We start from the raw sequence: 13,355 nt of genomic DNA, 5'->3' as shown, positions 1-13,355 counted from the left end.
TTAGGATGAGATATCTCATTAAATTAATTAACCCTGATAAAGAGCTATACCGACTACACTCTATATTAAAAACTGAAAATAATTTTTATTGGAGAATGTGGTATCAATTAGAAATGTCAAAAATACTTGCAAATATCAACAAACTAGATGAGGCACAGACAATATTACAATTTGTCAATAAAGAGATCAGCACAGTGGAAAAAGATGAGGACTATATATGGCTGCTTGCAAAATTAGCTGAAACATATGCAGAAAATTATCACATAGAAAAGGCGTCAGAGATCATCAATAAAGCTTTTTCACAGGCAAGAGAGTTAAAAGATTTGTACAATCAACTATCAGCAATGATCAGAATACTTCAAATTGCTGGAATATTTTTAGAATACAATACTTTTAAAGAAACTATTAATGAGATATTTGATAACATAAAAAACATTGATGATCCTCTAAACAGATTAGAAGCTCTAATCATGTTAGGTAGTATTTTAAATAATGAACTTAGTGAATACAAAGACCGGTTTATTAATTTAGTCACGGATAATATAAATTTCATCCAGGATAGATCTCAAAGATTTCAAATAATGTCTGATTTCATAAGACTTCTCGCTAAATGGAACTTTTCAATAAATGATATAATAACAGTTCTTAATGAGATTAATGATGAGTATTGGAGATTTCAAGCTATTTGGGATGCAACAAGCGGCTTCTTTGAATCAGGTAATATAGAAAAAATGATAAAATTTGCAGAAACAATTAGTGGAGAACACTGGGAAAAAGTTATATCACCAGAGATAGCTTCAATATTAATAAATCCAACAGTAATAATCGATGTACAAGATCAAGGAAAAGTTAATGAACCTTACTTCATAAAATTCTATACAATAGGATCTAAATTTAATATCGAACCTCTAGAAACATGGGTTGATTTAACAAATGTGGGTAAAATCATAGGCAACAATTTAGAAATTATTAAATACATAGGTAATGCTGATATCACACTAAAATCAGAAAAAATAATAAACACTAAAGTAAAGATAAATATTGCTTTAGGAAACTTACGTGGACATTGTTGGATAAAAATTAATATAAAATAATTAATTATCCCTTTGATTCAATCTTTGCAATTCTTTCAAGCAATTTCCTATTTTCTTCTCTAATCCTATCGAGCTCTTCCCTTAATTGTTTATATTCTAAGCCTTTTTCCAACATCGACCTAATTTTTACTGCTGTCTCCCTTGCCGATCTAATTATACGTCCATGAAGGTCTGTAGCTGATAACATGTCCAATATTGGAAGTAATTTGGGATCCATTAATTCTGCCGCTGCACGAACCACAGCTGAACGAATTCTTAGATCTGGATCCTTCGATAGTTCTTCTAACTTTTCTATCACTTCTGCTTTTCCTGGAAACTTTGCCAATGCTAAAGTCGCTCCTATCCTTACTAAGCTTGGTTTTCCTAATTCAGTATGATCCATTATAACCTTTAAAGCCTCATCAGTGCCCAATTCTCCGAGACCTAGTAATGAACCTACTGTTATTACATAATTATGTGAAGGAACATTTAATACTTCAACAATATCGTTAAAGTATTCTTTCTTCTTCATTTTGCCTAAACTTACCGCAGCCTGATGTCTCACATAATAACTTTCATCACTATTTTTGAGAACCTTAAGAAGAGCAACAGCAACATCGTCCTCTTTAAAATTACTAAGTGCATCAACAATTGAACGGCGAACTCGAGCATCATTTACTTTTTCAAGTCCCTCAAGCAAAGCTTCTTTTGCCTCACTATTACTTATTTTACCAAGAGCCTTAGCAGCCTCCGATCTTATGAACCAATACTCACCAGAAATCAAGACCTTTTTTAACGCTTCGACAGCTCTACCCCCACCAATCTTACCTAACGCATTTACAGCCAAAATCTTGCAGTATACATGTTCACACTCTAATTGTTTTATCCAATCTTCTACACCAGCGTCTATGTCTAAAACTGTTAGATTCTTAAGTTCTGGATCAATACATACATAACTAGGCTTGTTCTCGAATGGTATATAAAGAATTTGTTCTCGCTCATCAATCCAAAAAGTTTTTCTGATCTTTGCGGAACCATTACTTACCTCTATTTCGAGAGGTAATTTATATACACTTAATGAATCATCACCCTGAGTTTGCTTAATAGTTATTTTCAAGAGTTTAGAGTCTGGTTCCCATGAGTATGATATTTTTAATACAGGATGCCCTGAACTATAAACGAATTGATCAAAAAACCATTCAAAATTTTTACCTGTTACCTCTTCAATGCACTCCCTCAGATCTTCAGTATCCGCATTACCGAACTTATAACGATTAAGATAAAGGTTTATAGCTTTTCTAAACATTTCATCACCTATAACATTCCTTAGCATATGTAAAACAACAGCACCTTTAGGATACGCATGTCCATCAAAGACTTCATCCGGCACAGCATATAATCGTGTTACAATAGGCCGTGCATACCTGGTCTTATATTCATCTAAATATGATTGAATGTCCCTGTACACCTCATAAATGAATTCTGCCTTTCCTCGATCTCTTTCAAGATAAAGATTCTCGAAGTAAGTGGCAAAGGATTCATTAAGCCATATGTTAGCCCAATCCTTAGTTGTAACCATGTCACCAAACCATTGATGCGCAAGTTCATGTGCAACCAGTGGCTCGCTAAAGAAATCCATGTGAGCTTTCTCATCATGGAGCGTTGTCTCAGTTAATGTTGCTGCTGTTACATTTTCCATACCCCCAAAAATAAAATCAGACACGCAAACCTGTGCATATCTTCTATAAGGATATGGCACTCCTGTATATTCACTAAAGAACCTCATCATATCAGGAGTTTTCTGAAAACTTCTTTCTACATCACCTTCTCGTCCTCTAGGAACATAATATTCAAACTTTATTCCATCATGAATTTCCTCAAACTTTGAAAAATCACCTATAGCAATACTTAATAGGTATGTAGAATTAGGCTTATCTAACTTCCAATGCCACGTTTTCCATCCATCTTTCTCAACAACAGATAATAAATCACCATTTGATACTACCGTAAGATTAGATTGCGTTGTAATTATAATATCAGCAGTAGTTTTGTTATTTGGATAGTCATAAACAGGCAACCAATACCTGTTATCCTCCGACTCCCCCTGACTCCATACCTGAGGTACACGATCTGGATAATACTTATCAGGAAGTATAAAATAAAGACCCTTACGAGGTTTTGCAGAATATTCAACTACGAACACATACTCACTATTATCCGAGATCTTTGTTTCAGGATATACTCTGAGAAACTTCCCATCATAATCAAAACGTAATTCCTTGCCAGAAATATTCTTCACTGCCCTAATAACCATTTCAACTGCATCAAGATCAATGTAATTCACACAAGAACGATTACCACTCACAGTATAAGTAACTTTTCCATCGACCGAACGATTCCAGACATCAATTTTAAGCTCAGCCCTGATATGTTTAAGTTTATAGAACGGATCTCGCGGATAACGAGGTCTGTATTCAGGAAAAGCAAAATCACGCCCTACCTTAGCTTTTAAATCAAAGTCAGCCACATCCTTTCACCCCATTCTATACTAACCAAAGTAATATTTAAATAAATTTATAATTATGCTTTAAAAAATTATTTTATCATTAAAAATTAACCGAATAGGTTATATTATAGTCTTTTTAAAATATTTATGGGTCGGGCAATCCTGGGCTGCTTAATAGCACAGAACGGTCGTCTAGATTGGTAGGATGCCACCCTGACACGGTGGTGGTCGCCGGTTCAAGTCCGGCCCGGCCCACTTAAATTTTTAAGTAAACCCTTAAACATTGGAACACGTCCTTTCGTAATTGATGAGTATGAAGGCAGCCACCTGGCCCCAGACAAATTCCACATGCACCGCAGAAAGAAACCTAACATCTGGCTACACATGCACAGTAATTCATCAAACTGCAAAATTATTAAGATTTTCCTATTGCGCGCAAAACATATTTCTACGCCTTATGTTTTAATGCTTCTAAAAAGTTTTTAAAGTATTAACTAAGTAGAGATCCCAAATATACTTAGCAAGATTATCATATATATTATAAAGATTGCTAAAGCGAAGATTATGATGGGTAACATTTGCCTAGTTTTACTGGGAGGTTTAAATTCACTCAGCACCTTTTGTCGAAGTGCCTCAATAAGCTCCTCTGGAATGGATTCTGCCGTCACTTCTTTTAGGGCTCCTGACTCATCCAGTTTATAAAAAAATGGATCGTAAACCTTAACTTTTCTAATTCTTTTAACCTGAATTACGTATAAAGGGGTCACTATCATCGTGCCGATGAAAGATAGAACCAACGCCTCAAGCAATTCCATATATATTTCCCCCCAAACACGATTTCTTCTCTAACCATCTTCTTTTTTCTGTTCTACTCTTGCAGTTTTCTTTTTCGAGTAAGTGTCATAACTGTATATAGAAAGACGCCAATGCCGGCAACGCAAAGAAAAGCGCCTACTATGGAGGCAATTATTTCCTGTCGTGTAAAAGCCCAATATGAAATTATTCCTGTGCCCACGGTGACGACTAACAATTTGATCAAGTCTTTCCTATCACTGACAACATCCATACGTTATCCCCCTGATGTGTAAAAAGATAAAAAAAGAAATAAGCCTTTCGATTTTTAAGCAAAGGTTAGAGATAGCCTAAACAGTGCGCGCACACCCAGCAGTCATATATAGTCTCGGCGAAGACTATGATTTGAGGAATGCTTGATATTATGCAGTAAGTTAATAGGCACAGTGCACAAGTCCACAATGTGAAAATGAATGCACAAGGGAAGAAACATGGCCAGCAACTCGAGATAACTATCCCTGCATTTAAGGCACAGAACAGACAGGAAAGCGCGCATTCAATTTGATCCATCAGGATGGCTGAGCTATCAAGGATTTCAACGTTACAATAGAAGGGCATGTCTACGCAGATGTGGGTGTGCCCCCTAGGGGTTATGCATTTACATTTTACGTCGAGTATTTTGAAACGTCTGATGGGCAAAGAGTGAACAGTTGGATATTTAAGCCCGGAACATATTATCTTGTAGTTCCATTCAAACTTGATCAAGGTCTAAGTTTGCCTTATGAAGCATGGGTCGGTATATATGAAGAAATTAAGGTCCCGCATCCCTTGCTTCCGTCCGTATGGAATAGCATGTTTCATTTCAAGTGTAGGTTGCCTATTAGCCTTTATATACATAGCCGTTAAGCATAAAGAAAACTGTTAAACCGCTCTAAGCAAATTTAAACGGCGTTATTTAAAGTCAATTGGAACGGACTTAACCTTTAACCTTTTTGTTCCTAATCACCTCGCATCACCCATAAGAAGTTTCACGATTATTCCGTAATTTACAAACTTTTTGAGCATATTCTATTAATGTAATAACTCTTTTAGCATAAAATGTTCTATTAGGAGACGCTAAAAGAAAATAGCTGAATTTCTATAGACTTTGCTTGGTCTCTTTTAAAGCTTTGCTGATTTGGCGATGGAAGAAAATAAAGATGATAATTGTTGCAGAAGCTGTATAGCCCGCAACGAGCAGCATGTTCATCATGTTAAATGCACTTAGGACGATATAGGATACCCCTGCAATGATGGCTGCTCCAAGGATGGAGCAGGTGCTTGCGGTCTTCCAGGCTCCCCATTTACGTGCAAGCTTTAGCCAACTCTTCCATTTCAGAAAGTCTTTTAACCTCAATGGCTCTGAAAAATCAGTCTCTTCTATCGCCTTGGACAGTTGCTCATCCATCTCTCGCTTTTGAATAGTCACTGCTCTCGGTAACATAGCAATACATGCCAAACCTCCCACAACGAGAAGAATAAAGGCTAAGAGGAGGCTTGGTCAAGAATGGCGAGTGCGCTTCTCCAGTTTGTCTCCAAGGTAGGCTCCCAGTAAGTAACAGGGTAACGCCAAGAATGCTGAGGTATCTGCACTTAAACCGAACACATGCCTTAGGGCAATCACGGAAACTCCCCATAAAAACCAACCGATCCAGACAATGCCGCAGAAGATGAAGATAACTCGACGGGTAATCTGCCATCTTCGGGGAGAGGTCCAAACGAAACGTCGGAGAGCGTAAGTTGAACCTACGAGCAACAACGCGATGGCTGAGAATTTGACAGCTGTTTGGAGAGGAACATAGCCAGTCATATACCCCACCCACGAAATTATGACACAGAAAGTTAGAGCGATTAGACTGTAGAACAGAATTCGAGCTTTCCAGTAATTAGGCTTTCCCATCTTACCCTCACCTATATTGTTTAAGTAAAAAATAAAAAGGTTATGTGCATGTTTCAGACATAGCAACTTAAGCCCACCTTCTCAGAGGTTGCAGTAATATGTCTAAAAGGTCGTCACCCGCCACAAATGAGATAGCACACTATGTCACAAAAGTACTCCCAATAGTCCCATCCCTCAGTTAACAGGTATAAACAAGCTACCAATAAACCACCGTAAGTTACAACGCCACCATAAATGCATGCCGCTACTATCACCGCATAAGCAGCATAACAAGCGATTTGACAGTAAAGATCACACCAGAAGTCGTCCATCAAGACTGCGGAGCTTTTGAGGATTTCTCTATCATATTCTTGTAGTTGTTTTCCTACCAGCCTAGACAGATATTTGGCTTCTTTCTCCATAGTGTAGTAGCTTTGCGCAAGCTGTGCAAGGTTTTCGTCTCCGCTCTTCTCGTAGATTTTACCTATTTCCTTGGCGACTTTGCCTAAGATGGCGTATTGCTGCGATAAAGTAACGGAAGAATTAAACTTCACAAACTCCAGTGATACGATTTCAGATTTGCCTGCAGGCGCATAGTTAATAACTGTAAATGAGCTGTTGTAGGTTTCCGAGTCTCGCGGTGTAAGCGTTGTTAGCACGGTTAGGTTGTATTCTTTATGCCGCACTATGTAGCTGAGGCTGTAGAATTGCATGGACATGTTCTGCGCAGCGATTTCCGTTGAAACAAATCTGGCTGTTCTGTTAATTTTATCTGTAAGTTCGTTATAACTCCACAGCAAAGTTTGGGTGACTGTTACTTCGTAGGTTGTGCCATTCACTTTAAACGTTATCAGTTTTATTGTGACGCTTTCGTTCTGTTCTATTGTGGTAACTGTAATATTTGATGGAGCGTTAGTGCTTTGGCATGTTTGGTTTTTAGGGCATGATTGGCAACCGCATGACGTGCAAACGGTCTGATGCAATAGTAGTGGGTCTATTTGCAATAGGATTTCTTTGTTGACTATGCCTACTGTGATGTAGTGGTAAGTTGTATAGATTGGGTATCCTGCTTCCATCCAAGCCGTTATTCCGCCAAGCATGTTGTAGACTTTTGTAAAGCCGTGGTTAACGAGAATTTCACATGCTGTCTGGCTTCTGTATCCTGATTTACTGTAAACTATTATTGGATCGTTCATATGCTTCTGTATTTCGCTTATTCTATCTTCAAGCTCGTAAACTGGTATGAGAACAGCACCATATAAATGCCCCAGATTATATTCGCTCTGGTTTCTAACATCCAAAACAAGGCTTACTTGTTTCTTCTTTATCATGTTGTAAGCCGTATCAACACTTATGTTCTCATAAGCTCCAGCCCCAGACGTTTCAGTAAAGGCTGCGGGCACCGCAACGAAAGCAATCAAAAGCACAGTGACAAGACCAACAGCAATCAACCTCTGACTACGCATCTCCAAAACAGAATAGGCCTTCATTCATACACACCTCCATTAAACTTAAGAGGTTTAACCTCACCTCCGACCTTAAGATTCTTTTTTTTTTTTTTTAAGTATATAAAGCTTTTGCAACTAATAATGGAACTCAATTCCAAGGCAAAACTTGCAACGTTAAAAAATTTGCAATGCCACCTTTTCCATTAATAACGTCTAAGTGAATTGACAACTGCTCGTCGCTTCTCTCTTAGCAGCGACTAATAGAACGCTTTAAATTTAAGTTTTCAAGAATCATAGACTGGCATAAAAGAACTCTCATAAAGTATGATTTAGCTCCACCTCTTTTCTAACAGTAACTATGAGACTGTCCTGTTTGAGTATGAGTTCGCCGAGCTCAATCCCCCTTCTTTTTCTATTTTAAACAGTCCAAAACTGGCTTTTTCCGTTAATAATTGTTTTCAGAATTTAAGGAAATCTGAAAATAAGATTTAAATACCTAAAGTTGTGATGGTTTATTTGTGGTGCTTGCTGATGGTTAAAAAACTATCGAGTTTCCCAATGGGATCTATAGGGCAATCAATGAGTATAGAGGAGGTTTAAGGATATTCCTAGCTTCAGCCAAAACGTTGGAGCCTTCCGTATGGAGGAATGGATTAGCAAATTATTCATTAAAAGGGCAGACATCTTCCTAAAAATTCTTGATAAAAGATGGGCTGTGACAGAAGATCTTGTTAACGGGATGTTGAAAGTGCTTAGCGGTTTCGGCATAGTCTCTGGTAACCTTCTTGATCTATGTTGTGGAAATGGCCGCGTCTCGGTTTATATGGCTAGGAAGGGTTTTAAAGCTGTTGGTGTGGACGTTTCTAGGGCTTTTATAGAAGACGCCAACAGAAAAGCAGCGGAGCATGGTGTAACGGATAGAATAAGTTTTGTTGAGGGAGACGTGCGACAGCTAAAAGAGGTTCTCAAGGGAATCTCTGAACCCTTCGACGTGGTTGTAAATGCTTGGACTTCCATAGGTTATTTTTCTCAAGAAGAGGAGTATAGCGTCTTTAAACAGGCAAGAGAACTATCAAGGAAAGGCGCAATACTGTTCATCCTCGAAACAGCTCACACGGAATTCTTTTCCCTGAAGTTTACACCAACCTCTTATTCCGAAATAGATGACCTCGTAATCTTGGAGAACAGAAACTATGATCCGCGAAAAGCCCAACTAAAAACAACATGGATATTCTATAAAAAGCATGGAAACGACCTACAATTCATTGACAAAGTAGATTTTCAACTTCACATATATAGCCTAAGCGAGCTTGTCGGGCTTCTCGAAAGGGCTGGATGGGAAACAATCGCCAGTTACGGAAATATATCAACATTACAGCCCATGACCCCACTAACAAGCCTAAACATAATCGCCAAAGCAGTTTAGTAAACCTATTCTTCGACTTTTTAATTTAGGCAGAGTCTACATTTATATCCAACACTCCTCACCATCAAAGTCGACAGTCTATTCAAAAATATTCAGAATCTATCCCAAAGTTCTCCTCTAATATTCTTTTATCGATGACTAACGGAACTTTTGGGTTTTATTGGCTTGGACTAGTAAAAGCTAAGTGGGTGCTTTGAATTGCTGGTGCTTTAAACTGTGAACTTGTAGGATGTATAAAACGCTTACAATAAAGCGAAATATGATTATGAATTATTGTGTTTCAAGCCCTTATAGGTATTCTTAAAACATGTGAACTTTCTGAACTTCACGTATGCTGTAACTGGTTTCAAGCCCTTATAGGTATTCTTAAAACTATGTCATAACCTGCATCTTTGAGAAGTTCGATACCGTTTCAAGCCCTTATAGGTATTCTTAAAACAAATCGCAAAACAGCGAGAACAACTTGGAATATATCGTTTCAAGCCCTTATAGGTATTCTTAAAACCAATACCGACTTTTGGCAGGCTTCTATTGAAATGTGCGTTTCAAGCCCTTATAGGTATTCTTAAAACTAATTTTAGTGATGAGTATATTAACAAGGTAATCGAGGTTTCAAGCCCTTATAGGTATTCTTAAAACCCGATCGATTCTTTACTGCCCGCAACCATCATAAATCGTTTCAAGCCCTTATAGGTATTCTTAAAACTTTTATTTTTCATTTTTCATCACCTTTCAACTTTTCGTTTCAAGCCCTTATAGGTATTCTTAAAACTTGGATATCAATTTACGCATGAGGATAACCCAAATGGTTTCAAGCCCTTATAGGTATTCTTAAAACTCATTTTTTATTTTTGGTTTTTTATACGTTTTTATGGTTTCAAGCCCTTATAGGTATTCTTAAAACGCAGTATACAGCCACTTCTCAATTGGTATAAAGACGGTTTCAAGCCCTTATAGGTATTCTTAAAACTTTCACCACCACACTATATATGTTTTAGGATCTATAGTTTCAAGCCCTTATAGGTATTCTTAAAACCATCAGCACCTGCGGGAACGATCGTCAGTGCAACCGGTTTCAAGCCCTTATAGGTATTCTTAAAACAAAAGTGAAGAAAAATGAGCTGGGTGCCAGTAGGAAGTTTCAAGCCCTTATAGGTATTCTTAAAACTGAGCTTGTCGCTAATGCTCATGAAATAAAAGAAGGGTTTCAAGCCCTTATAGGTATTCTTAAAACTGTAGTTGGATTTTTAACAACTAGTTTTCTTTTTGAGTTTCAAGCCCTTATAGGTATTCTTAAAACCCCTGCTCAGCTGAACGGTGTAATCAAGATTTATAATGTGTTTAAATCCTTATATAGGTATTCTCGTGGTGCCAAGGTGAAATTGATTATTTTCTGTTTTATAGTTTTTTTGTGGCTTTTCTGTGATAATTCCCGTCGATTTAGGATTAGAACCTAATAATGTTTGATCGACGGTTAGGAGTTTTATATAGGAGTTTTATATTATTGTTGTTCTTCTCCCTTTTATTATTCCAAGGTTTTCTTTTTCATATATGCTGTTGTTCGAAGTATGGTTTTTCCTTAACATAATTCTTAATATAACCCCTAGAAACTTCTTCAACATCTTCTATTTAACACGTTTTAAACGCTACAACTCTAAATCCGAGTAAATTCAGATTGCAATATTTAATTTTGTGTAGAATTTATAACTCTGCATGAATGAAAAAAGTTCTCATTGAATTCGAATAGATTCTATAGAAACCATTTTATTTGATCGATTAAATCCAAAAACTTATAGCAAAATAATTGGCATTGCATTTTACCCTGAACTCACAAAGGATATGCAAATACATCAACTTCCTATCAATATGATTAGGAACCATACCTCGAGTTAGTGAATGCGTATTTAAACATAAACGCATATCATACCACACTTTGCTAAGAATTATTTGCCATTTTCCGAATTAAGAAGGACTTCACACCTAGAGATGCTAAACCCAGAATCAAGAGCGCTACGCCACTTAGATAAAAGAGTAACTGGAGGAGTTCCATGACTGTCGGAGTGAAAGTTTTTGGAAAGCTCGTTGCAAGATAGCTTCCAAAAGGTGTGTAGGCAATCACTATCCCCGTCGATAGTATAAGCATCCCTGGGATAGCTAAGGCAAAGCCAAACTCTGTCTTTGGAATTTCTTTTTTAAGTGAATTAATCCTAATATCCTCAGAAACCATTTCAGGGAAAGCTACAGCAACCGCCCTTATAAGAATAGGAGCGATTGTAAGGACGAATGGAAGCATCGTTACGTACCAGTATATTGTCAATCCGATGGAGAGCATCACCAACGACTCAACAGGCATTTGTAAAGCCTGAGCGTAAAGCACCCTATACAAGAAGATGTATAAAAATGCCACAATAACATTTCCAATGACAAGCGTTAAGTTTGATGCAAGAATGAACCTTCCCCAGCTAAACCTCTTCCTCATCAAGTAGCCAAGTATAAAAAACCCGATAAAGTTTCCAGGCACAGCAGCAATAAGACTACCCACATAAAGCGTTCCATGCTTAGCAGAATCAGCAATCAACGTTCCAATGGCTGACCCTACACCACCAACCCAAGGACCAAAGACGACAGCAAAGACAGCTGGTATAACAACTGCTGGACGAAACTGCCCAAAACCCCATGGAGATGGAATATACGCCGTAGCATAAGCACCAACAGCATATAAAGCAGCACAAAGGCCCGTCAAAACAACGTTCAAAGACGGACGTAACCCATGCCCACCCAAGACACTCACCACATAACACCAAACACCTCACAATAAATAGATTATGTTTAAATTCTTTAAAGAATAAAAATTTTTATCATCTGATCTCTGTTAACAATAACCAACAAAAATAGACAAACCTTCAACAGAAGCATTTACATAAATTTTCTTGCAAATGTGATCATCAGATAATCATCAATCAAAAAGCGCTAGCTTTGCATATCTCTTCACAATCACTACAGCTTCTTTTAAATCTGCAACAACATCTGGAATTAAAAACACCCAAACTTTTTGAAAAGCAACTTTAGGTCTTTCGGAAGGGCACCATATGCAAGCCAAGCAAACATGCCCGATATTACGCTGGCGATTAACGCTGAAACAGCGCCTAATCAAACATAACGCGATAAAACACGTCTACCGCTTCTCGCCAAGTAAGATAACATCGTCGTAGTTATTAAGGCGGCCTCAAATGCTTCCCTAAAAGTTATTAAATATTGTCCAAGCATTTATAAGCACTCTAATTCATTCGATGCAAGACATAACTCGCATTTTTCAATCAAAAGCGTTGGAACCAAACTTTTATGAATCGAGCACAATAATCCCTTTGCACGTGCTAATTTGCAGATGGGGCAAATTTTTTGAATGAAGTCTTTGTAGGGAATGGCACTCCTTGTTAAGGCATTAGCGATATTTTCTATCAATTCCATGATTTCAGCGTCGTTTTCTAGGCTTAGGGCTTTGCCTCGCATTCTCCTATTAGAGACTTATGGTTGGTTGACCGACTCCCAAGAGTTCGGCCGCTTTATGCTGTGCCAAATTATACCTTGTTATAAGAGTTTTTGCGATTGTGGAGCGAATTGGTGGCAATAAGCATTTTACAACAACTTCACAAGGAGGTAGCATATTCATTCCCTATAGTGTTTTTCCATTGAGGCGGCACGTCTTATTACTATGTAGTATTTATTACAATTGTAATATTTAAAATTTTGTCAAAACACTGACACTTAATCCCTTCCCTCTTATTTAGAAACGCTTCGAATATATGTGTCGTGAAGCTTCATTCTTTTTGTGCTCCTTTAAAACTTTATCTGTGAGGCATTTTCCGCCTGTTGGACAATATTTCTCAGCGTGCTGCGAAAATAATTTAAAAAGTTTTTCCATGGTTTCTTTGTTTAGGTAGTATATGCGCTCCTTTTTTCTACGCTCTGAAAATACAAAACTACACCTTAATAGCAGTTTTAAATTATGTGAGATCATGCTCTGCTCCTGTTTTAAAGCTTCTGCAATTTGTGTAACGTTCTTAGGACCATCACGCAACAATTCCAGTATGGCTAGTCTTGTAGGATTAGCCAATGTCGAGAAAAACATATAACAAGTTTCAGCGAGGGATTGCTTCATATTTCTCAACCTAGTTATATGAAAATATTTTCA

At 37.5% G+C, this 13,355-nt stretch carries 9 protein-coding genes, 1 tRNA gene and 1 CRISPR repeat array; of the genes, 3 read left to right on the top strand and 7 right to left on the bottom strand.

Going from position 1 to position 13,355, the window contains the following annotated elements:
- Positions 1–5 precede the first annotated feature (5 nt).
- Positions 6–1,094, top strand: a complete 1,089-nt coding sequence (locus QW128_04450) for a hypothetical protein (GenBank protein ID MEM3832835.1) — start codon at positions 6–8, stop codon at positions 1,092–1,094.
- Between the two features lie 4 nt (positions 1,095–1,098).
- Here QW128_04450 and QW128_04445 read toward each other — a convergent pair whose 3' ends face one another.
- Positions 1,099–3,600 carry a M1 family aminopeptidase gene (locus tag QW128_04445; protein MEM3832834.1) on the bottom strand — a complete coding sequence of 834 codons (2,502 nt, stop codon included), beginning with the start codon at positions 3,598–3,600 and terminating at the stop codon, positions 1,099–1,101.
- A gap of 143 nt (positions 3,601–3,743) precedes the next feature.
- Between QW128_04445 and QW128_04440 the strand changes: the two genes are divergently transcribed.
- A tRNA-Val gene (locus QW128_04440) sits at positions 3,744–3,834 on the top strand.
- A gap of 239 nt (positions 3,835–4,073) precedes the next feature.
- Here the strand turns inward: QW128_04440 and QW128_04435 are convergent.
- The 4 genes from QW128_04435 to QW128_04420 form a co-directional block, all read right to left on the bottom strand.
- Positions 4,074–4,394 carry a hypothetical protein gene (locus tag QW128_04435; GenBank protein MEM3832833.1) on the bottom strand — a complete coding sequence of 107 codons (321 nt, stop codon included), beginning with the start codon at positions 4,392–4,394 and terminating at the stop codon, positions 4,074–4,076.
- Between the two features lie 53 nt (positions 4,395–4,447).
- Positions 4,448–4,645 carry a hypothetical protein gene (locus QW128_04430; protein ID MEM3832832.1) on the bottom strand — a complete coding sequence of 66 codons (198 nt, stop codon included), beginning with the start codon at positions 4,643–4,645 and terminating at the stop codon, positions 4,448–4,450.
- Between the two features lie 864 nt (positions 4,646–5,509).
- Positions 5,510–5,869 (bottom strand): hypothetical protein, encoded by a 360-nt coding sequence (locus QW128_04425; protein ID MEM3832831.1) that lies wholly within the window; start codon positions 5,867–5,869, stop codon positions 5,510–5,512.
- Between the two features lie 554 nt (positions 5,870–6,423).
- Positions 6,424–7,779: a rhodanese-like domain-containing protein gene (locus QW128_04420; GenBank protein ID MEM3832830.1), complete on the bottom strand. Its 1,356-nt coding sequence runs from the start codon at positions 7,777–7,779 to the stop codon at positions 6,424–6,426.
- Between the two features lie 598 nt (positions 7,780–8,377).
- On the opposite strand from QW128_04420, the gene QW128_04415 reads away from it, so the two are divergent.
- Positions 8,378–9,163 carry a class I SAM-dependent methyltransferase gene (locus QW128_04415; protein ID MEM3832829.1) on the top strand — a complete coding sequence of 262 codons (786 nt, stop codon included), beginning with the start codon at positions 8,378–8,380 and terminating at the stop codon, positions 9,161–9,163.
- 277 nt (positions 9,164–9,440) lie between these two features.
- Positions 9,441–10,533: direct repeats of the CRISPR family, unit length 30 nt; unit sequence GTTTCAAGCCCTTATAGGTATTCTTAAAAC.
- A gap of 566 nt (positions 10,534–11,099) precedes the next feature.
- On the opposite strand, the gene QW128_04410 is transcribed toward QW128_04415, so the two are convergent.
- Together QW128_04410 and QW128_04405 are read right to left on the bottom strand one after the other, a co-directional pair.
- Positions 11,100–11,954: an ECF transporter S component gene (locus tag QW128_04410; protein MEM3832828.1), complete on the bottom strand. Its 855-nt coding sequence runs from the start codon at positions 11,952–11,954 to the stop codon at positions 11,100–11,102.
- Between the two features lie 993 nt (positions 11,955–12,947).
- Positions 12,948–13,322, bottom strand: a complete 375-nt coding sequence (locus QW128_04405; GenBank protein ID MEM3832827.1) for a metalloregulator ArsR/SmtB family transcription factor — start codon at positions 13,320–13,322, stop codon at positions 12,948–12,950.
- Positions 13,323–13,355 lie beyond the last annotated feature (33 nt).

Source organism: Thermoprotei archaeon (genome assembly GCA_038881895.1).
Taxonomy (GTDB): Archaea; Thermoproteota; Thermoprotei; order Gearchaeales; family WAQG01; genus JAVZOV01.
This window is presented reverse-complemented; position numbering and strand designations above follow the sequence as displayed.